Source organism: Sphingomonas sp., from assembly GCF_019635515.1.
Lineage (GTDB): Bacteria > Pseudomonadota > Alphaproteobacteria > Sphingomonadales > Sphingomonadaceae > Sphingomonas.
Map to the genome: position 1 here is coordinate 1906646 of NZ_JAHBZI010000001.1, position 19094 is coordinate 1925739.

The 19094-nt window shown below is 66.1% G+C and carries 22 protein-coding genes; 14 read left to right on the forward strand and 8 right to left on the reverse strand.

Going from position 1 to position 19094, the window contains the following annotated elements; translation table 11 throughout:
• Positions 1-27: 27 nt before the first annotated feature.
• The 6 genes from fabF to fabD all read right to left on the reverse strand — a co-directional run bounded on the left by fabF (position 28) and on the right by fabD (position 4753).
• Complete coding sequence (fabF, locus tag KF730_RS09590) at positions 28-1287, reverse strand: beta-ketoacyl-ACP synthase II (RefSeq protein ID WP_294094292.1); 1260 nt, start codon at positions 1285-1287, stop codon at positions 28-30.
• 170 nt (positions 1288-1457) lie between these two features.
• The gene (locus KF730_RS09595) at positions 1458-1706 is read right to left on the reverse strand and encodes an acyl carrier protein (protein WP_294094294.1); all 249 of its coding nucleotides are present in this window, start codon (positions 1704-1706) and stop codon (positions 1458-1460) included.
• A 112-nt stretch (positions 1707-1818) separates the two neighbouring features.
• On the reverse strand, positions 1819-2352 hold the full coding sequence (locus KF730_RS09600) for a hypothetical protein (protein ID WP_294094296.1): 534 nt from the start codon (positions 2350-2352) through the stop codon (positions 1819-1821).
• Between the two features lie 103 nt (positions 2353-2455).
• Positions 2456-2953, reverse strand: coding sequence for a hypothetical protein (locus KF730_RS09605; RefSeq protein ID WP_294094298.1), 498 nt, complete (start codon positions 2951-2953; stop codon positions 2456-2458).
• A 2-nt stretch (positions 2954-2955) separates the two neighbouring features.
• Positions 2956-3696: a 3-oxoacyl-[acyl-carrier-protein] reductase gene (gene fabG, locus KF730_RS09610; RefSeq protein ID WP_294094300.1), complete on the reverse strand. Its 741-nt coding sequence runs from the start codon at positions 3694-3696 to the stop codon at positions 2956-2958.
• A gap of 121 nt (positions 3697-3817) precedes the next feature.
• Positions 3818-4753, reverse strand: coding sequence for an ACP S-malonyltransferase (gene fabD / locus KF730_RS09615; RefSeq protein WP_294094301.1), 936 nt, complete (start codon positions 4751-4753; stop codon positions 3818-3820).
• 213 nt (positions 4754-4966) lie between these two features.
• Between fabD and KF730_RS09620 the strand changes: the two genes are divergently transcribed.
• The 9 genes from KF730_RS09620 (at position 4967) to KF730_RS09660 (ending at position 10304) form a co-directional block, all read left to right on the forward strand.
• Positions 4967-5299 carry an RcnB family protein gene (locus KF730_RS09620; RefSeq protein WP_294094303.1) on the forward strand — a complete coding sequence of 111 codons (333 nt, stop codon included), beginning with the start codon at positions 4967-4969 and terminating at the stop codon, positions 5297-5299.
• A gap of 122 nt (positions 5300-5421) precedes the next feature.
• The gene (locus KF730_RS09625) at positions 5422-6360 is read left to right on the forward strand and encodes a hypothetical protein (protein ID WP_294094305.1); all 939 of its coding nucleotides are present in this window, start codon (positions 5422-5424) and stop codon (positions 6358-6360) included.
• 281 nt (positions 6361-6641) lie between these two features.
• Entirely contained in the window at positions 6642-7016 is a 375-nt protein-coding gene (gene rpsF, locus KF730_RS09630; protein ID WP_294094307.1) for a 30S ribosomal protein S6, read from the forward strand.
• A 12-nt stretch (positions 7017-7028) separates the two neighbouring features.
• Entirely contained in the window at positions 7029-7253 is a 225-nt protein-coding gene (gene rpsR / locus KF730_RS09635) for a 30S ribosomal protein S18 (protein ID WP_010543816.1), read from the forward strand.
• An 11-nt stretch (positions 7254-7264) separates the two neighbouring features.
• Positions 7265-7882 carry a 50S ribosomal protein L9 gene (gene rplI / locus KF730_RS09640; RefSeq protein WP_294094308.1) on the forward strand — a complete coding sequence of 206 codons (618 nt, stop codon included), beginning with the start codon at positions 7265-7267 and terminating at the stop codon, positions 7880-7882.
• Between the two features lie 113 nt (positions 7883-7995).
• Positions 7996-8460 carry a hypothetical protein gene (locus KF730_RS09645; protein WP_294094309.1) on the forward strand — a complete coding sequence of 155 codons (465 nt, stop codon included), beginning with the start codon at positions 7996-7998 and terminating at the stop codon, positions 8458-8460.
• A gap of 1 nt (position 8461) precedes the next feature.
• Complete coding sequence (locus tag KF730_RS09650) at positions 8462-8932, forward strand: hypothetical protein (protein ID WP_294094311.1); 471 nt, start codon at positions 8462-8464, stop codon at positions 8930-8932.
• 207 nt (positions 8933-9139) lie between these two features.
• Positions 9140-9730, forward strand: coding sequence for a CAP domain-containing protein (locus tag KF730_RS09655; RefSeq protein ID WP_294094314.1), 591 nt, complete (start codon positions 9140-9142; stop codon positions 9728-9730).
• Positions 9731-9899: 169 nt separating this feature from the next.
• Positions 9900-10304 carry a biopolymer transporter ExbD gene (locus KF730_RS09660; protein WP_294094316.1) on the forward strand — a complete coding sequence of 135 codons (405 nt, stop codon included), beginning with the start codon at positions 9900-9902 and terminating at the stop codon, positions 10302-10304.
• On the opposite strand, the gene mutL is transcribed toward KF730_RS09660, so the two are convergent.
• Positions 10305-12134 carry a DNA mismatch repair endonuclease MutL gene (mutL, locus tag KF730_RS09665; protein WP_294094318.1) on the reverse strand — a complete coding sequence of 610 codons (1830 nt, stop codon included), beginning with the start codon at positions 12132-12134 and terminating at the stop codon, positions 10305-10307. It lies immediately after the preceding gene.
• A 150-nt stretch (positions 12135-12284) separates the two neighbouring features.
• Here mutL and KF730_RS09670 point away from each other — a divergent pair, with 150 nt between their 5' ends.
• From KF730_RS09670 to rodA, 5 genes are all read left to right on the forward strand, one after another.
• Positions 12285-13325 (forward strand): rod shape-determining protein, encoded by a 1041-nt coding sequence (locus KF730_RS09670; RefSeq protein ID WP_294094320.1) that lies wholly within the window; start codon positions 12285-12287, stop codon positions 13323-13325.
• 87 nt (positions 13326-13412) lie between these two features.
• Positions 13413-14246, forward strand: coding sequence for a rod shape-determining protein MreC (gene mreC / locus KF730_RS09675; protein ID WP_365973344.1), 834 nt, complete (start codon positions 13413-13415; stop codon positions 14244-14246).
• Positions 14243-14758 (forward strand): rod shape-determining protein MreD, encoded by a 516-nt coding sequence (gene mreD / locus KF730_RS09680; protein WP_294094325.1) that lies wholly within the window; start codon positions 14243-14245, stop codon positions 14756-14758. The genes mreC and mreD overlap by 4 nt, the downstream gene beginning before the upstream one ends.
• Positions 14758-16794: a penicillin-binding protein 2 gene (gene mrdA, locus KF730_RS09685; protein WP_294094328.1), complete on the forward strand. Its 2037-nt coding sequence runs from the start codon at positions 14758-14760 to the stop codon at positions 16792-16794. The genes mreD and mrdA overlap by 1 nt, the downstream gene beginning before the upstream one ends.
• Positions 16791-17909 (forward strand): rod shape-determining protein RodA, encoded by a 1119-nt coding sequence (gene rodA, locus KF730_RS09690; RefSeq protein ID WP_294094330.1) that lies wholly within the window; start codon positions 16791-16793, stop codon positions 17907-17909. The genes mrdA and rodA overlap by 4 nt, the downstream gene beginning before the upstream one ends.
• A gap of 4 nt (positions 17910-17913) precedes the next feature.
• Here rodA and KF730_RS09695 read toward each other — a convergent pair whose 3' ends face one another.
• Positions 17914-18906, reverse strand: a complete 993-nt coding sequence (locus KF730_RS09695) for an aldo/keto reductase (protein ID WP_294094332.1) — start codon at positions 18904-18906, stop codon at positions 17914-17916.
• Between the last annotated feature and the right edge of the window lie 188 nt (positions 18907-19094).

Consider the following 19094-nt stretch of genomic DNA (forward strand, 5'->3'; position numbering starts at 1 on the left):
GGCTTGCGCCGTTCGGGAGCGCCGTCCTCAGACAGACTTCATCACCAGGCTGGCATTGGTGCCGCCGAAGCCGAACGAGTTGTTCAGCACCGCCTTGACCTTGCGTTCCCTGGCCTTGAACGGGACGAGATCGACGCCGGCGCAATTCTCGCTGGGATTGTCGAGGTTGAGCGTCGGCGGCACGATCTGATCGCGCAGCGCGAGGATGCAGAAGATGCTCTCGACCGCGCCGGCGCCGCCGAGCAGATGCCCGATCGCCGACTTGGTCGAGCTCATCGACAAATCGCCGATCGCGCTGCCGAACAGGCGCTTGACCGCGCCCAGCTCAAGCTCGTCGCCCAGCGGCGTCGAGGTGCCGTGAGCGTTGATATAATCGATATCCGAGACGTCGAGACCCGACTTTTTGATCGCCATCTGCATCGAGCGAAACGCGCCCGAACCTTCGGGATGCGGCGCGGTCACGTGATAGGCGTCGCCCGACAGGCCGTAGCCGACGACTTCGCAATAGATTTTCGCGCCGCGCGCCTTGGCATGCTCATATTCCTCGAGCACGACGACGCCGGCGCCCTCGCCCATGACGAAGCCGTCGCGATCCCGGTCCCATGGGCGGCTGGCGCGCCACGGCTCGTCGCGGAAGCCGGTCGACAGCGCGCGCGCCTGGCCGAAACCGGCGATGCCGATCGGACAGATGGTGCTTTCCGCGCCGCCAGCGAGCATGACATCGGCATCGTCCATCGCGATCATCCGCGCGGCATCGCCGATCGAATGCGCGCCGGTCGAGCAGGCGGTGACCACGGCGTGGTTCGGCCCCATCAGGCCGTATTTGATCGAGACCTGGCCCGAGATCAGGTTGATCAGGCGGCCATGGACGAAGTGCGGGCTGACACGCTTCGGCCCCTTTTCGGCCAGCACCAGCGATTCGCTCTCGATGCCGGGAAGCCCGCCGATGCCCGAGCCGATCGAGCAGCCGGCGCGGAAGCGCAGCTCTTCGCTCATCTCGGTGAGGCCGGCATCCTCGATCGCCTGCCCGGCGGCATCGATGCCATAGACGATGAAGGGATCGACCTGGCGCTGGATCTTGTGATCGACGCGCTTCGACGGATCGAAGCCATATTCGTGATCCGCACCCTTCACTTCACAGGCATAGTTGCTCTGGAAATCGGTCGCGTCGAAGCGCGTGATCGTGCCCGCGCCTGATTTGGCGGCGAGAATGTTTTTCCAGGCGGTCTCGACGTCCGCACCCAGCGGGGTGACGAGGCCAAGTCCGGTGACGACTACGCGGCGCATCGTTTTTCTCCGTCAAACTTCACTAACATCGCGCGCACAAGGGAATGAAAAGCGCATCTTCCCGGTGCAAAAACAAAACGGCTCCCCGCCCAACTCTTGACGAGCGCGGGACGGGAAGCCGCTGAAACGCATAAGGCGGCCCATTTGGGCAGCTGTCACCTGTCCGGCGATCAGCCTTCCTGGTGCTCGCTGATATAGGCGACGGCGTCGCCGACCTTGGTGATCTTCTCGGCGGCATCGTCCGGGATCTCGACCCCGAATTCTTCCTCGAAGGCCATCACCAGTTCGACGATGTCGAGGCTGTCGGCGCCGAGATCATCGATGAAGCTCGAATCCGCGGTCACTTCCTTGCCGTCAACGCCGAGATGGTCGACGACGAGCGCGGTCACGCGGGCGGTGATCTCTTCCTGATTGGCCATGGTCCCTGTTTTCCTTTGTAGCTGGGGCTCTAATTCGGTTGAACGCACGTAGATTGCTGCCGGTGCCGTTGCAAGGGGCCGCGCATCGTTTCCGTAACGGTCGCGAGCGGCGCTACGCCTGCGAAAAATCCCATGCCGCGAACTGGACGGTGCTGAGCATGAGGAAATATTTGTTGAGGAGCGCGGCATTCTCGCGCGTCTGCATCGCTTCGTCGGTCACCGAGGCGATGACGAGCTGCTGCATCTCCTCCTTGGTGAGCTGGCGATTGCGGGTCTCTTCGGGCAGCTCGCCGAACCGGGTTTCGAGCTCGGCGACATCGAAGCCCCTGTCGCTGACGAACTTCTCCGCGATCGGCATGCCGAGCTTGGCGAGCGCGTAATCGCGCGCGGCGGTGGCGGCGGCCTCGGACCATTTATTCTCGGTCGCGCAGGCGGTGGCGGCGGAGCGCAGCCCGCTATTGACGACGCTGTCGAACACCGGGCGCGGGGTGTTGTCGGTAAAGCTGCGCGTGATGTCGCCTTCGATCTGCTCCTTGAGCGCGGGCTGGACCTTGCCGATCACGCAATCGATCGTCGCCAGATCGGCGGCATTTGCCGGTGCCGAAAGCGCCATCACGGCAACAACGGCCAGTTGAGCAATACGCATGACTTGTCACTCCTGCCCCCGAGTATCGGGATTCAGAGCATCGTCATCCCGCCGTTCACATGCAAGGTCTGACGACGGGTTAAACTTATACGGTGCGCGAGGCTCAGCCCTCATCCGTCACGAACAGCAGCCACGACCAGGTACGGGCCAGCGCCATTGCCGCTCCGGCCCGGGCGGAATCGGCCATGTCGATTCCCTGCGCCGCCAACGCCGCGCGTATACCCTGCGCGGTCGCCGACTCGGGAGGTTCGAGCGGGGAGCGCTTTGCCGCGGGAAGCGCGCGGATCGCGGCCTCGACCTTGGCGGGGTCCACGCCGCGCGCGGTGGCGATCTTCGCCAGTTCATCCCGCGCGATGCTGTTCAGCGTAAAGGTGGTGGCCTCCCATCGCTGATCTCTATTCCACCCATGCCGAGCCGCGCATATGTCGACCGCGCGCCCGACCTCGGCACGCGCATCCGCCGGAATGGGGGGAGAATCGCCGTCCGCGGCCGGGCGCGACGATATTGCGAGCGCTACACGCGCTGAATCGCTGATCTCGCCCAGCGGACAATCGATCTGGGCTCCGCTTGCCAGCAGCGAAAGAAGAATGAACGGCGTCATGCTCATAGCATCGCCATTCCGCCGTTGACATGCAAGGTCTGTCCGGTGACGTAACCGGCTTCCTTGCTGGCGAGATACACCACCGCCGCGCCGATATCCTCGCCGCTGCCAAGGTCGCCGGCCGGGATGCGGGTGAGGAGCGCGGCCTTCTGCGCTTCGGGCAGCACGTCGGTCATCGCCGAGCGGATGAAGCCGGGGGCGACGCAATTGACGGTGATGTTGCGGCTGGCGAGTTCCTGCGCCAGCGCCTTGGACATGCCGACGAGACCAGCCTTGGACGCGGCATAATTGGCCTGGCCGGGATTCCCCGTGGCACCCACGACCGACGTGATCGAGATGATGCGGCCGAAGCGCGCCTTCATCATCGGCTTGGCGGCGGCGCGGATCAGGCGGAACGCCGCCTCCAGGTTGACGGTGATGACCTGCTGCCATTCCTCGTCCTTCATCCGCATCGCCAGATTGTCGCGGGTGACGCCGGCATTGTTGACGAGGATATCGAGCTTGCCGCCGAGCGCCTCGACGGCCTGGGGGACGAGCGCATCGACCGAGGCCGCGTCCGAGAGGTTGGCGACGACCGCGACGTGATCTCCGCCCAATTCGGCGCGGAAGGCTTCGAGCTTCTCGGCATTGCTGCCCGAAACCGCGAGCCGCGCGCCCTGAGCGGCGAGGGCCTTGGCGATCGACGAGCCGATACCACCGGAGGCGCCGGTGACGAGTGCGGTCATGCCTGTCAGGTCGAACATTTGCCGTTCCTTCTTCTTGCTCCGTCACCCTGAACTTGTCTCAGGGTCCAACCCTCCACGGGCGATGGCGCCGCTTGTGGCACCCTGGATGCCGAAACAAGTTCAGCATGACGGTCGGGGGTTAGAGAGCCTTCGCCAAAACCTCGATGTCTTCCATCGTCACGACGCTGGTCGCGGTCGCGTCGGGGGCGATCCGCTTGACCATGCCGCCGAGAACCTTGCCGCCCAGCTCGACGAAATCGGTAACGCCCGCGTCGAACATCGCCGAGACCGATTCGCGCCAGCGCACCATGCCCGTCACCTGCTCGATCAGCAGGGTGCGGATCGTCGCGGGATCGCTGACCGGGGCGGCGGTGACGTTGGCGTAAACGGGGACCAGCGGCGCCTGGATGGCGACATCGGCCAGCGCCTTTTCCATCGCGTCTGCGGCGGGCTGCATCATCGGGCAGTGGAACGGCGCCGAGACCGGCAGCAGCAGCGCGCGCTTGGCGCCGTGATCTTTGGCGATCCCGACGGCGCGCTCGATCGCGGCGCGGGCGCCGGAGATCACCACCTGGGTGGGATCATTATCGTTGGCGACGGTGCAGACTTCGCCCTCGGCCGCGGCGTCCGCAATGGCTTGCGCCTTGACCAGATCGGCGCCGAGCAGCGCCGCCATCGCCCCCTGCCCCACCGGCACGGCGGCCTGCATCGCGTCGCCGCGAATGCGCAGCAGCCGGGCGGTGGTCGAGAGATCGAGCGCACCGGCTGCGCAAAGGGCGGTATATTCGCCGAGCGAATGGCCGGCGACGAAATCGGCCTTGTCGGCAAGGCGGATGCCGCCTTCCTTCTCCAGCACGCGCAGCACCGCGATGGCGTTGGCCATGATCGCAGGCTGGGCGTTGGCGGTGAGGACCAGCTGATCCTCCGGCCCCTCGCGCATCAGCTTGAACAGCGACTGGCCGAGCGCTTCATCGACTTCCTGGAAAACCTCGCGCGCGGCGGCGCTGGCATCGGCAAGCGCCTTGCCCATGCCGACGGCCTGGCTGCCCTGCCCCGGGAAAATGAATGCGCGCATCGGCCTCTCCTTCTGAGCGCCGCGCGTTAGAACCGTTACGGCTGCTCACGCAACCCCAAGACTCCGGCCCAACCCGCGAGCCAAGATGAACGATGCTTTCATAAGCGCGACAAATGGCGACCATTTTGCGGGGTTCGCGGCACGGGCCTGCGACAACCGCCTCCTAGATATGGATCAACGCCAACGACGGCGTCGAAAGAGGAGTAAGCAGTCATGAAGAAGTTTCTGATGGCGGCGGTTGCCGCTTCGCTCGTCGCCACCCCGGCCCTCGCCGCCCCCCAGAATTGGGGCCAGCGTCACCAGCCGGTGAAGGTGGTCAAGAAGACCGTCTACAAGCCCGCCCCGGTCCAGTATCGCAGCTGGCAGCGCGGCCAGCGGTTCGACAGCCGCTATGCCCGCAACTATCGCCAGATCGACTACCGCCAGTATCGCGGCCTGAAGGCGCCGCCGCGTGGCTACCGCTATGTCCAGTCGGGCAACGACGCGGTTCTGGTCGGCGTGACCAGCGGGATCATCGCGGCGATCTTCGCCAACATCCTGCGCTAATCGCGGGGAAAGCGGGAAACGGCGGGGCTTGCGTCCCGTCGTTTTCTCGTCGCGCAAGAATCGCTCTTCGTTTCGGCCGCGTTAGTGATATGGTTAACGCGACCGACGAAGGATGCCCCCCGATGATCCGCGCGACGATCACTGCCCTGCTCACGATTCTCCTAGCGCCGACGCTGGCGCTTGCCGCGCCCGATGGCCGCGACGGCCTGCTCGACGCGGATTTCGAGGGCAAGGTCGCCTATTTCGGCAATTATACCGGCACGTCCTCCGTCATGGCCGAGCAGCCGCGCGGCGCGCGCGACGTGCCCTGCCCGTACCGCGACCAGCGCTGCCGCAAGGCGACGGTGGGCGGCGGCGTCAAGGTCGTGCTCGAATTCCAGGGCCCGCGCGTGATCGGCTTCTTCTACGCGGTCGACGGCTTTCGCGGGCCCGAAGGTCTCAAGATCGGCTCGCTGACCGGCCGCCGGGTGAGCGACGGCAGCTGCGAGCTGTTCCAGGCCGACGGCAGCCGCTGGACCGGCATCTGCGGCGCCAACGAGTTCACCGGCGACATCACCACCGCCGACGGCATCCCCAACGCCTTCAACATCCGCTTCAACACCGTCGCCATGCACATGCGCGACGTGCGCGAGATCAATCGCAACAAATGGGAAGCGCGCCGCCGCGAAGGCCGGATCGAGGCGCTGCGCGCGCGTCTCTATGGCGATCCGCGCGACACTTTCTTCGCCGCCGCGGAGCTCGAATCGTATAGCTGGTTCCCGAGCGGCGTTGCCGGCGAACGCTTCCCGGCGCCGGACTTTCCCAAGAAGTTCAAGCGCGGCAAGGTCTACGACCTGCGCTCGGACTATCCGCTGCCCAATGGCGGCAAGGGATGGGTGATGGTTCGCTTCGAAGGCGAGAAGTTCGTCTGCATCGCCTCCTCGCGCCGCCCGAATTGCGGCCAGATCGGCGAACCGATCCCGTTCGTGATCGAGGATGAGGATGATCCCGAAGGCTGGTTCACCGCTGACGGGCGCGTCATCACCGATCTGCGCGCGGCCGAGCCGGGAAAGAATCAGTAGCGATCCTCCCCGGCACGGGGAGGTGGCAGCCGAAGGCTGACGGAGGGGGCGTGCCGCAAGCGATGCGCTCGCGGAGAGCCCCCTCCACCACCAGCTTCGCTGGCGGTCCCCCTCCCCGTGCCGGGGAGGATCAGGGTTGCCATTCCCCACCCGACCCGTTAAAGGCGCCACCTTCGCGAGCGGAAAGCCCTGCGCTTCCCGCTCGTATGCATTTTGAACGACAGCCGGAGGGGCGTCCGCATGGTGCGGCGTCAGCGATCGGCCAACAGTGAGAAGAAAGCATGGCTCTTTACGAGCATGTGTTCCTTGCGCGCCAGGATCTGGCACAGGCGCAGGTGGACGCACTGGCGGAAGCCGCCACCAAGATCGTCACCGACAACAAGGGCAAGGTCGTCAAGACCGAGACCTGGGGTCTGCGCAGCCTCGCCTATCGCATCGCGAAGAACCGCAAGGCGCATTACGTGATGCTCGAGATCGACGCGCCGGCCGGCGTAGTCGCCGAGCTGGAGCGCCAGACGCAGATCAACGAAGACGTCATCCGCTACATGACCGTCAAGGTCGATGCGCTGGAAGAAGGTCCGACCGTGATGATGCGCAAGGGCGACCGTGAGCGCCGTGGCCGTCGCGACCGCGACGATGCCGGTTACGAAGGCTAAGGAGAAACCATCATGGCACGCCCGTTTTTCCGCCGCCGCAAGAGCTGCCCCTTCTCGGCGAAGGACGCTCCCCGGATCGATTACAAGGACGTCCGTCTGCTCCAGGGCTTCGTGTCCGAGCGCGGCAAGATCGTCCCGTCGCGCATCACCTCGGTGAGCGCCAAGAAGCAGCGCGAGCTGGCCCAGGCCATCAAGCGCGCCCGTCACCTGGGCCTGCTGCCCTACATCGTCAAGTAAGGAGCGGATCCATGGATGTCATTCTGCTGGAACGCGTCGAGAAGCTCGGCCACATCGGCGATGTGGTGAAGGTCAAGGACGGCTTCGCCCGTAACTACCTGCTTCCGAACAAGAAGGCGCTGCGCGCCAACGAAGCCAACCGCAAGGTCTTCGAGGCCAACCGCGCGCGCATCGAAGCCGACAACGCTTCGCGCCGTTCGGACGCCGAGAAGGAAGCCGGCAATTTCAACGACGTGTCGGTCACGCTGATCCGTCAGGCTTCGAACACCGGCCAGCTCTACGGTTCGGTCGCGGTTCGCGATCTGGTCGAAGCGCTCGTCGCCGACGGCCACAAGGTCGCCAAGTCGCAGGTCGTTCTCGACAAGCCGATCAAGGCGATCGGCGTGTACGACGTCCGCGTGCAGCTGCACCCGGAAGTGTCGGTCACCGTCAAGGTCAATGTCGCCCGCTCGCCGGAAGAGGCCGAGATGCAGGCTTCGGGCGTCGACGTGATGGCGGCGATGTTCGAGAAGGAAGAGACCGGCTTCGTCGAGGATTACGATCCCAACGCCGAGCCGGGCGCGACCGCCGAAGCGCGTGAGGAGGCTCCGGCCGCCGACGACGCCAGCGAAGAGACCGCGGAGGGCTGAGCCCGACGCGTTCTGCGCCAATAGACAAAGGGCCGTTCCGGAATGCCGGAGCGGCCCTTTTCTTTTGCGCAAACTTGCAGCTAGGATGCGGAAAAGCCGTGGAGATTGCGGGCATGTCTTTGTTGATGATGGCATTGGCGCTGGCCGGAACCGCGCCCGCGGAGGACCGGCATGTCGGCGCGTGGACGATCGGCCCCGCCACCAGCGATTCCTGTCAGGCCACCGCGCAGTTCGGCGACGATATCGCGGTCAGCATCGAGGAGGACAGCGGCGGCACCGGCCATTTCGTCATCGCCGATCATCGCTGGCTGCTCAGCGAAGGCGATGTGAAGCCGGGCATTTTCTCATGGCAGGACGAAACCTGGCGCCCGTCTGTCAACGCCGACTTCACCGTCCACAAGACTCCGAGCGGCGCGTATCTGCTGGTCGCCGAGACGGGATCTTGGATGACCGAGAACATGGTCGGCAAGAAGGGTTTCTGGCTGAAGATCCCCGGCGTCGATTTCGACGATAGTTTCGAGATCCCCGAGGCGAGCGATATCACCTCGGCGCTGGCGGCTTGCAATTCGGAGCTTTGAGATGCGCGCGATCCTGAGCCTTGCGGCGCTGTTCGCCGCCACATCCGCGCAGGCGCAGGATGTGCAGGAGCTGGGCGAGTGGATGCTCCAGGCCAAGCCGACGAGCTGCTCGCTGGGCACCAATTCGGGCGACACGGTGCTGGCCTTCGTCGTCAACAAGGCGGGTACCCCCGGCACCTTGCGGCTGACCAACGCGGCATGGACGCTGGAAGGTGGCAAGGAGTATCCGGCGCAGCTCTCCTTCTCATCCACCGCCGGGCAGGACAAGGTGACGCTGCGCGCCGCGCAATCGGCGAGCGGTCAGCGGGCGCTGATGGGATCGCTGACGGCAAGCGTCGCCGAACGCTTCAAGGCTTCCGACATGCTGAGCATGGAAATCGAGGGGATCGATGAATTCATCTCGGTCAACATCACCGATGGGCCGAGAATCTGGGCGGCGATGGAAGCGTGCATGGCGGAGCTGCCACGCTGAGCCCCCAGAAACTCAGGGGCAGGACACGCAGGCGCCGATGACGGCGGCGAGCGGGATCAGCGCGAAAATCACGGGAAGCATCTTCGACATCGTACCGAACCTTGTTTGTGCAGTTGCGGATAAAACGTGCGCCATGCGCCTCGGTTGCATGGATATTAATCTTTTGTTCGGGCTGTGTTCACGCGGCCGCGGTTCTAGGCTGATGCGATGCCGCTGATTCCCTTGCTGCTTGCAACCGCCCAGCCGGCGCTGGCGCATGATGTGCTCGCCGAGATCAACTTCGCGCGCGCCCAACCCCGCGCCTATGCCGATCGCCTGCGCGCCTATCGCAAGCTGTTCCGCGGCAGGATCGTCTATTATCCCGGCAACCCGACCGGCCTGCGCACCAGCGAGGGCGTCACGGCGGTCGATGAGGCGATCCGCTTTCTGGAAAGGCAGGCACCGCTCGCGCCGATCGAAGCCTCGCGGCTGCTCGCCCGCGCCGCCGGTGATCATGTCGACGAGCAGGGCCCGCGCGGCGGCACCGGGCATTTCTCGCAAGACGGCGCCAACCCGCGCGACCGGGTGATGCGGCGTGGCGGCGGCAATTATGTCGCCGAGGTCATCACCTATGGCCCGCCGAGCGCCGTGGAAGTGGTGCGTCAGCTGATCGTCGACGATGCCGTGCCGGGGCGCGGCCACCGCAAGACGCTGTTCGCCGCCGAGATGCGCTATGCCGGGATCGCCTGCGGACCGCACAAGGAATATCGGGTGATGTGCGTCGCCGATCTCGGGCGCACGCCGGACGGTAAACCCTGAGCGCGCCAAGGCTGATTCCCGGATATCCCCTTCCCTTTTCAAAAGGTTAAGCGAGGACCCGCATAACGCGATACCGGCGGCGCATCGCGCGCGGCGACGCCCGCAATCGGCTATTGATCGCCGGCATTGCGATGATATGTTGCATCATTACAATGTTAGGAGAGATGTCATGGCCAATGCCCGCGCTTCCGAACCCTCCTATTTCAACGCGATCAACGTGACGCCGTTCATCGATGTGATGCTGGTGCTGATCATCGTCATGATCATGAGCCTGCCGCTGGCGACGCATAAGGTGCCTGTCGATCTGCCGAGCGGGCCGTCGATGCCGGCGCCCGAGGAGCCGCATATGCTGGCGATCGACCGGGCCGGCGCGGTCACCATCGACGGCAGGGCGATCGACGATGCCGCGCTCCCCGCCACCCTCGCCGCGATCCGCGATCGGCCGGGCGCGGTGCTGCAGATGAACACCGATCCCGAGGCGAATTATGCCCGCTTCGATGCGGTGCTGGCGGTGATCAAGCGCGCCGGGATCACCCGGCTGGGGTTCGTCGGGCACAAGGCGATGATGGACTGATCACTTCCGCCCGAACAGCTTCTCGATATCGCCATGCGCCAATTTCACCCAGGTTGGCCGGCCATGGTTGCACTGGCCCGAATGCGGCGTGACCTCCATCTCGCGGAGCAGCGCGTTCATCTCGGTGACCGACAGCACCCGCCCCGCCCTGACCGAACCGTGACAGGCCATGGTCGAGGCGACGTGATCGAGGCGTTCCTTGAGCGACAGCGCCTCGTCGAAGCTGGCGAGTTCGTCGGCTAGATCGGTGACGAGGCCGGTGACGTCGCCGGTGCCGAGCGCCGCCGGGGTGGCGCGGACGAGCATGGCGCGCGGGCCGAAGCGTTCGAGTTCGAGACCGAAGGCGGCAAGCTCCTCGATCCGCGCTTCGAGGCGGTCGCAGGCGGGTTCGTCCAGTTCGACGACTTCGGCGAGGAGGAGCTGCTGGCTGGGGACGCCGCCGCCGGCCATGGCGCGGCGCATCCGTTCGAGGACGAGGCGCTCGTGCGCGGCATGCTGATCGACCAAGACGAGGCCGTCCTGCGCTTCGGCGACGATATAGGTCTTGGCGACCTGGCCGCGGGCGACGCCGAGGGGGAAGTCGATGGTTTCGGGGACGGGCGCGTGCGCGGGCTCGGCGCGGCCTTGCGGAGCGGGGGTGAGGAAGGTTGGACGGCGTTCGTGGACGGCCGCTCCTTGGCGCGTCCATAAATCGTCATCCCGGCGAAAGCCGGGACCCAGGGTTTCAGAGTGCGCCGCTTGTGACCCTGGGTCCCGGCTTTCGCCGGGATGACGGGGTTGTTCCGAGGTCCACATCCCCAACGCGGCTTCGCTGGGGCGCTGCACCGAGCGGTGACCGGCTTCATCGAGGGCGCGGCGGAGGCCGCTGACGATCATCCCCCGCGCCAGCGCCGGATCGCGGAAGCGGACCTCGGTCTTGGCGGGGTGGACGTTGACGTCGACCGCGTCGGCGGGGACTTCGAGGAACAGCGCCACCACCGGGTGGCGGTCGCGCGCCAGCATCTCGGCATAGGCGCCGCGCACCGCACCGGCGAGCAGGCGGTCCTTCACCGGCCGGCCGTTGACGAACAGATATTGGTGATCGGCAACACCGCGATTGAAGGTCGGCAGCCCGGCGACGCCGCCGAGCGCGATCCCCTCGCGTTCGAAATCGATGGCGACGCTGTTTTCCTGGAGCGCGCGGTCGGTCAGCGCGGCGACGCGCTCGGGACGGGTCTCCCCGCCCTGGACCTGCAGCACCTTGCGGCCGTCATGCTCCACCGAGAAGGCAATGTCGGGCCGCGCCATCGCCAGCCGCTTCACCACGTCCATGCACGCGGCATATTCCGAGCGCGACGAGCGCAGGAACTTGCGGCGGGCGGGGACGCGGGCGAACAGATCCTCGACGCGGACGCGCGTCCCCGGCGGCAGCGCGGCGGGGCCCTCGGCGACAACCTCGCCATTGTCCACCGTCCGCGCCCAGCCCTCGCCGCCGCGCACCCGGCTCTCCAGTGTCAGCCGCGCGACGCTGGCGATCGACGGCAACGCCTCACCGCGAAAGCCCAAGGTGGTCACCCGATCGATGGCCCCATCATCCCACCAGGCTTCGGGCAGTTTCGAGGTCGCGTGCCGCTCCAGCGCCAGCGCCATTTCCGCCGGGCCCATTCCGCAGCCATCGTCGATCACTTCGACCAGTTCGGTGCCGCCCGCGCCCAACCGGATCGCGACCCGCGTCGCCCCCGCATCGACCGCGTTTTCCACAAGTTCCTTCAACGCGCTGGCGGGTCTTTCGACCACTTCACCGGCGGCGATACGATTGACGAGATGCTCGGGTAGACGGCGTATTGACATGGGTGTCGCTCTAGCCCAAGCGACGGCATCCCGCGACCCAGAACCGCTTTGCGCCGAGGCCGGATTTTTTATCCGCCGACGGAGGAAACGGGATAGAATTTTTTCGAACCGCGATGCGGATGTTTCCGCGCGCGCAGGACGGGACGATACATGGTGTTTTCGCGCTTTTTCCGAATGATGTCCCACGACATGGCGATCGATCTGGGGACCGCGAACACGGTGGTCTATCTGCGCGGGCGCGGCGTCGTGCTCAACGAGCCTTCGGTCGTCGCGGTCGAGACCATCAACGGCGTCAAGCGCGTCAAGGCCGTCGGCGACGACGCCAAGCTGATGATGGGCAAGACCCCCGGCTCGATCGAGGCGATTCGTCCCTTACGCGACGGCGTAATCGCGGACATTGATGTCGCCGAGCAGATGATCAGCCACTTCATCCGCAAGGTCCATGGCCAGCGCCGCTTCATGCGCTGGCCGCAGATCGTGATCTGCGTGCCGTCTGGCTCGACCTCGGTCGAGCGCCGCGCGATCCGTGACGCCGCCTCGAATGCCGGCGCGAGCCAGGTGTTCCTGATCGAGGAGCCGATGGCGGCGGCAATCGGCGCCGACATGCCCGTTACCGAGCCGATCGGCTCGATGGTCGTCGATATCGGCGGGGGCACCACCGAAGTGGCGGTGCTGTCGCTGCGCGGACTGGCCTATTCGACCTCGGTCCGCGTCGGCGGCGACAAGATGGACGAAGCGATCGTCTCGTACGTGCGCCGCAACCATAATTTGCTGATCGGCGAAGCCACCGCCGAGCGAATCAAGCAGGAAGTCGGTGTCGCCAAGCCGCCGCTCGACGGCATCGGCCTCACCATCCACATCAAGGGCCGCGACCTCGTCAACGGCGTGCCCAAGGAAATCCAGATCAACCAGGGCCAGATCGCCGAGGCGCTGTCCGAGCCGGTCGGCACGATCGTCGAAGGGGTGCGCATCGCGCTCGAGAACACCGCGCCGGAACTGGCCGCCGACATCGTCGATCAGGGCATCGTCCTGACCGGCGGCGGCGCGCTGCTGAAGGGCATCGACGAAGTGCTGCGCGACGAGACCGGCCTGCCGGTGACCATTGCCGAGGATCCGCTGACCTGCGTGGCACTGGGGACCGGCCGCGCGCTGGAGGATCCCGTGTTCCGTGGCGTGCTGATCCAGGTCTAACGAGAGGACGAAGGGGGTATGGCGCCGCCACGCAACCGGCGCCCGGGGTTTTCGCGGCGGGCGCAATACGGCCTATTTCTGGGATATGTGGCTGCGGTCGGCGGTGCGGCGATCGGCGCGGCCCTGCTGCTGCTCTCGACGTTCAACCCCACCGCCTTCGCTGCCGTTCGCGGCTTCTTCGCCGAGATCACCACCCCGATCGCCTCGGCCTTCGCCTGGGTGCGCGGCGGCATCGCCGGCGCGCCCGAAGGCGTGTCGGGCTATGTGAACGCCCGCGCCGAGAATGAGCGGCTCAAGAAGCAGCTCGCCGACAATGAGACGCTGGTCGCCCGCGCCCGCACGCTCAATCAGGAAAACCGCCGCCTGCGCGAGATGCTGCAGCTGCGCGACGTCACCACCGATGCGGTGGTCATCGCCCGGCTGGTCGCGTCCTCGGCTTCCAGCACGCGGCGCTACGCCACGCTCAACGCCGGCAATTGGCAGCACGTGAAGCCCGGCATGCCGGTGCGTGAGGCTTCGGGGCTGATCGGCCAGATCATCGAGACCAGCCCGAACACGTCGCGCGTCCTGCTGATCGTCGATCCCGAGAGCATCGTGCCGGTGCGCCGCACCAGCGACGGGCTTCCGGCGATCGCGACCGGCCGTGGCGACGGGCTGATGGATATCCGCTCGGCCAGCATCGCGACGATGATCTTCCAGCCCGGCGACACCTTCGTCACCTCGGGCACCGGGGGCATCTTCTCGCCCAACATTCCCGTCGCCCGGGTGATCCGCGCCGGGCGCGACGTCGCCGTGGCCGAACCGTCCGCCAATCCCGACGCGCTCGATTTCGCATTGGTGCAGCAGAGCTTCCTGCCCGAACTGCCCCCCGCCCCCACGCCGACCCCGACGTCCAAGCCCAAGGGCAAGGCCAAGCCATGAACACACCGATCGAGTGGGTTCCGCTCGGGCGCGGCGAGAAGCGGCCCCGCGCGGTGTGGCTCGCGCCGCTGTCGGTAGTGCTCGGCTCGATGATGACGCTGCTGCCGTTCGTCGCGACCGTGCCGTTCATGCCGCCGTTCGGACTGATGATGCTGCTCGGCTGGCGGCTGGTGCGCACCGATTCGATGAAGGTGTGGGCGCCGGTGCCGCTCGGCTTCTTCGATGACATGATCAGCGGGCAGCCGCTCGGCAATGCGATGTTCCTCTGGACCGTGTGCGTGCTCGTGATCGAGATTTTCGACACGCGGCTGGTGTGGCGCGATTTCTGGCAGGACTGGCTGATCGCCAGCGGCGCGATGGCGTTCTGCCTGATCGCGGGCCGGCTGATCGCCGCCCCGCTCTATGCGCATGTCGATACCGCCCTGTTGTTCCAGATTGTTATTTCCGCCGCGCTTTTTCCGGTGATTGCCCGCTTCTGTACGTGGCTCGATCGGGATACAAAGCGTCGGTAATGGTCCGGATCACCGAAGCAACCCAGGCATATAGCTTCTCGCGGCGCGCGCTCGTGCTCGGCGGGTTGCAGGGCGGCGTCGCGCTCGTGCTGGCCGGGCGCATGGCCTATCTCTCGGTGTTCGAGAATGAGCGCTACCGGCTGATGGCCGAGAGCAACCGCATCAACCTGACGCTGACGCCGCCGCGGCGCGGCTGGATCGTCGATCGCAACGGCGTGCCGCTCGCCAACAACCGCACCGATTTCCGCGTCGACCTCATCCCCGATCGGATGGAGGACAAGCCCAAGACGATCGACGCGCTGCAAAAGCTGCTGGGCTTCTCGGAGGAGGATCGCGCGCGCATCGAGACCGACCTCAAGCGCGCGGCAGGCTTCCAGCCGGTGCAGGTGCTCCAGAATCTCGATTGGGAGCGCTATGCCACGGTCATCGTGCGGTTGCCGGAAATGGCCGGCGTACAGGCGACCCAGGGTTTCGCGCGCAATTATCCGCTAGGCGCCGGGGTCGGCCATCTTGTCGGCTATGTCGGCACCGCTTCGGCCGAGCAGTTCAAGAAGGACAAGGATCCGCTGCTCGTCACGCCCGGCTTCAAGCTCGGCAAGGACGGGATCGAAAAGACGCTCGAGGACCGCCTGCGCGGCACGCCGGGCGCCAAGCGCGTCGAGGTCACCGCGCATGGTCGTCTCGTCCGCGAGCTCGCGACGCGACCCGATTCCCCCGGCGAGTCGGTGCGGCTGACCATCGACGCCGGGCTGCAGGAATATGCCGCCCGCCGGCTCGGCACCAATTCGGGCTCGGCGGTGGTGCTCGATTGCCAGACCGGCGACATGCTGGCGATGGTATCGATGCCGGCTTACGATCCCAACAGCTTTTCCGACGGCATCAGCCAGACCGAATGGAAGATGCTTTCGGAGGACGATCACGTCCCCTTGATGAACAAGGTGCTGCAGGGGCTCTATCCGCCAGGCTCGACGGTCAAGCCGATGAACTCGCTGGCATTGCTCCAGAACGGCGTCGATCCGCAGGCGACGGTGCATTGCGGCGGCGCGCTGCAGGTCGGTAACGGCGTGTTCCACTGCCACAAGCGCGGCGGGCACGGCGCCGTGAATATGCGCCGCGCCGTCGCGCAGAGCTGCGACATCTATTTCTACGAGATGCTGCGCCGCTACGGCTATGACGCGATCGCGCCGGTCGCACGGTCGCTCGGCATGGGCCAGAAGTTCGACCTGCCCTTCACCACCCAGCGCACCGGCGTGGTGCCCGACAGCGCCTGGAAGCTGAAGCGCTACAAGCAAAACTGGACCGTGGCGGATTCGCTCAACGCGTCGATCGGCCAGGGCTATGTTCTCGCCAATCCGCTCCAGCTCGCGGTGATGGCGGCGCGGCTGGGCTCGGGACGGGAGATCGTGCCGCGGCTGGTCGCCGACGGACCCGCCAAGCTCGCCGCACCGCTACAGGTCGATCCCGAGCATATCGCCATCGTCCGCGACGCCATGTTCGCGGTGGTCAATGACGGCGGCACCGGCGGCGCGAGTCGGCTGAGCATTCCCGGCGTGACCATGGCCGCGAAGACCGGCACCGCGCAGGTGCGCCGCATCACCATGGCCGAACGCCGCGGCGGCGTGCTCAAAAATGCCGCGCTGCCGTTCAAGATGCGCGACCACGCCCTGTTCATCGCCTTCGCGCCGGCCGACAATCCCAAATATGCGATGGCGATCGTGCTCGAGCATAACGGCCACACCGTCCGCAATCTCGATACGCCCCTGATCGGCCGGGACATCATGACCTTCCTCTACGATCGGCCGCAGGCGATGAAGTCGCTGCACGAGGCCGAGCCGACCTGGGGCGGCACCTACAAGGAGCGCGGCATCGCCCAGGCCGAGGCGTTCAGGCGGGCGCAGCAGGCGCCGCCGCCGCCCGCTCCCGAAGACACCGAAGCCGCCGCGAGCAATGTCGCAGCGGAGGCCGCCGACGCGACGACCAGCAACACTATCGATGCGACCGCTGCCGAGCGGGGAAGCGCGGAAATCGAAGAATGAGCCTGGTCAGTTCGGATCTGGTCCCGACCCAGATCTCGCAGCTTCCGTGGAAGATCATCCTGCTGGTCATCGTCATCGGGATGTTCGGGCTGGTCGTGCTCTATTCGGCGGCGAGCGGAAACATCCGCCCCTGGGCGCTCAATCAGGGCACGCGCTTCTTCATCTTCCTGGCGATGGCGATCGTGATGTCGCGCATCCCGGACAATTTCTGGGCGCTCGGCGCCTTCCCGATGTACATCGCCATCCTCGTCATGCTCGTCGGCGTCGAGCTGCTCGGCGCGGTAGCGGGCGGCAGCCAGCGCTGGCTCGACCTCGGCGTCATCCGCCTGCAGCCGTCCGAACTGATGAAGCCGGTGATCGTGATGGCCTGTGCGCGCTTTTACGAGATTCTGCCGGCGGGGGACATCCGCAAGTTCGGGGCGATCTGGCCAGCGGCGGTGCTGATCGGGTTGCCGGCGGGCCTGGTCATGCTCCAGCCCGATCTCGGCACCGCGTTGATGATCACCGCCGGCGGCATAACCGTGATGTTCCTCGCGGGCGTGCCGCTGCGGCTGTTCATCGGCGGCGCGCTGGCCATGGCGGTGTCGATCCCGATCATCGTCAATTATGTGCTCCACGACTATCAGCGCAACCGCGTGCTGGTGTTCCTCAATCCCGAAAGCGATCCGCTCGGCACCGGCTATCATATCAGCCAGTCCAAGATCGCGATCGGATCGGGCGGCTGGTTCGGCAAGGGCTTCCTCCAGGGCACCCAGAGCCACCTCGATTACCTCCCCGAAGGCCATACCGATTTCGCGCTGGCGACGATGATGGAGGAATGGGGGATGATGGGCGGAGCCTTCCTGATCATCGCCTTCGGCCTGCTGATCCGCTGGGGGATCGGCGTCAGCGTGCGCGCCAACAGCCGTTTCTCACGGCTGACCGCAGCCGGCCTGTCGGCGACGATTTTCTATTATGTCGCGATCAACATGGCGATGGTGATGGGGCTGGCGCCGGTCGTCGGCGTGCCGCTGCCGCTGATCAGCTTCGGCGGCACCGCGACGATGACCTTCATGATCTGCCTCGGCATTCTGATGTCGATCGACCGCCAGAACCGCCGGGTGACGCGCTGGTAAGCGCCTAGAGTTTCACCATCCGCATCCCCCGCTCGGCATAGCGCGGGCCCGCGGTCGATCCGCGCGGCGCGGCGGCGTCGAGCTCGGCGAGGTCATTGGCGTCGAGCTTCACATCCGGCGCGCCCGCCGAATCCAGCATCGTCGCACGCCGCTTGACGCCGGGAATCGGAACCACATCGTCGCCCTGCGCGAGCAGCCACGCGAGCGCGATCCGCGCGTTCGAGACGCCGTGGCGCGCGGCGACCCTCGCCACCACATCGACGATGGCGAGGTTCTTGGGCAAATTCTCCGGCGAATAGCGCGGATCATTGTGCCGCCAGTCATCGGCGGGCAGATCGGCGGTGCTGCGGATGCCGCCGGCAAGGAAACCGCGGCCGAGCGGGCTATACGGCACGAAGCCGATGCCGAGTTCGCGGCAGACCGGCAGGATCTCGTCCTCCACATCGCGCTCCCAGATCGAATATTCGGTCTGCAGCGCCGCGATCGGATGCACCGCGGCGGCGCGGCGCAGGGTCTCCGGTCCGGCCTCGGAAAGCGCGATGTGGCGCACCTTCCCTTCCCGCACCAGCTCGGCCATCCCGCCCACCGTCTCCTCGATCGGCACCTTGGGATCGACGCGGTGCTGGTAGAACAGGTCGATCGTGTCGATGCCCAGCCGCCGGAGCGAGCCCTCGCACGCGCGCCGGGCATTGTCGGGACTACCGTCGAGCCCAATCGCATTGTTGCCGTCCCAGCGCATCGCGAACTTGGTGGCGATCACCAGACCGTCGCGCTTGCCGCGGATCGCCTCGCCGACCAGTTCCTCGTTGGTGAAAGGACCATACATTTCGGCGGTGTCGAAAAAAGTGACGCCGCAATCGATCGCGGCATGGATCGTCGCGATCGATTCGCCGCGATCGGCGGCGCCGTAGGAGATGTTGCCGCCGCTGATCATCGGCATGCAGCCGATGCCGATTGCCGAAACCTGCAAACCCTGGCCGAGCGTGCGATATTCCATGCCGATGCCTCCGGAGACTCGCTGCGCGATAGCCGGCAGCGGATGCGGAATCATGGCAGCGCCGAGACGAAATGTCTTTGCCGGAATATCGGGCCCGCCGCATTGAACCCGATGCCGCCCGATGCGAACCTCGGACCGCCGGTGCTTTTGCGGTTTGCAGGGCGCCGGACCGGCCTATGATGACGCGA

Excerpts from the sequence above, each read along its gene's own strand:
- fabF (WP_294094292.1), bottom strand. The coding sequence starts at position 1,287 with ATGCGCCGCGTAGTCGTCACCGGACTTGGCCTCGTCACCCCGCTGGGT.
- KF730_RS09595 (WP_294094294.1), bottom strand. The coding sequence starts at position 1,706 with ATGGCCAATCAGGAAGAGATCACCGCCCGCGTGACCGCGCTCGTCGTC.
- KF730_RS09600 (WP_294094296.1), bottom strand. The coding sequence starts at position 2,352 with ATGCGTATTGCTCAACTGGCCGTTGTTGCCGTGATGGCGCTTTCGGCA.
- KF730_RS09605 (WP_294094298.1), bottom strand. The coding sequence starts at position 2,953 with ATGACGCCGTTCATTCTTCTTTCGCTGCTGGCAAGCGGAGCCCAGATC.
- fabG (WP_294094300.1), bottom strand. The coding sequence starts at position 3,696 with ATGTTCGACCTGACAGGCATGACCGCACTCGTCACCGGCGCCTCCGGT.
- fabD (WP_294094301.1), bottom strand. The coding sequence starts at position 4,753 with ATGCGCGCATTCATTTTCCCGGGGCAGGGCAGCCAGGCCGTCGGCATG.
- KF730_RS09620 (WP_294094303.1), top strand. The coding sequence starts at position 4,967 with ATGAAGAAGTTTCTGATGGCGGCGGTTGCCGCTTCGCTCGTCGCCACC.
- KF730_RS09625 (WP_294094305.1), top strand. The coding sequence starts at position 5,422 with ATGATCCGCGCGACGATCACTGCCCTGCTCACGATTCTCCTAGCGCCG.
- rpsF (WP_294094307.1), top strand. The coding sequence starts at position 6,642 with ATGGCTCTTTACGAGCATGTGTTCCTTGCGCGCCAGGATCTGGCACAG.
- rpsR (WP_010543816.1), top strand. The coding sequence starts at position 7,029 with ATGGCACGCCCGTTTTTCCGCCGCCGCAAGAGCTGCCCCTTCTCGGCG.
- rplI (WP_294094308.1), top strand. The coding sequence starts at position 7,265 with ATGGATGTCATTCTGCTGGAACGCGTCGAGAAGCTCGGCCACATCGGC.
- KF730_RS09645 (WP_294094309.1), top strand. The coding sequence starts at position 7,996 with ATGTCTTTGTTGATGATGGCATTGGCGCTGGCCGGAACCGCGCCCGCG.
- KF730_RS09650 (WP_294094311.1), top strand. The coding sequence starts at position 8,462 with ATGCGCGCGATCCTGAGCCTTGCGGCGCTGTTCGCCGCCACATCCGCG.
- KF730_RS09655 (WP_294094314.1), top strand. The coding sequence starts at position 9,140 with ATGCCGCTGATTCCCTTGCTGCTTGCAACCGCCCAGCCGGCGCTGGCG.
- KF730_RS09660 (WP_294094316.1), top strand. The coding sequence starts at position 9,900 with ATGGCCAATGCCCGCGCTTCCGAACCCTCCTATTTCAACGCGATCAAC.
- mutL (WP_294094318.1), bottom strand. The coding sequence starts at position 12,134 with ATGTCAATACGCCGTCTACCCGAGCATCTCGTCAATCGTATCGCCGCC.
- KF730_RS09670 (WP_294094320.1), top strand. The coding sequence starts at position 12,285 with ATGGTGTTTTCGCGCTTTTTCCGAATGATGTCCCACGACATGGCGATC.
- mreD (WP_294094325.1), top strand. The coding sequence starts at position 14,243 with ATGAACACACCGATCGAGTGGGTTCCGCTCGGGCGCGGCGAGAAGCGG.
- mrdA (WP_294094328.1), top strand. The coding sequence starts at position 14,758 with ATGGTCCGGATCACCGAAGCAACCCAGGCATATAGCTTCTCGCGGCGC.
- rodA (WP_294094330.1), top strand. The coding sequence starts at position 16,791 with ATGAGCCTGGTCAGTTCGGATCTGGTCCCGACCCAGATCTCGCAGCTT.
- KF730_RS09695 (WP_294094332.1), bottom strand. The coding sequence starts at position 18,906 with ATGGAATATCGCACGCTCGGCCAGGGTTTGCAGGTTTCGGCAATCGGC.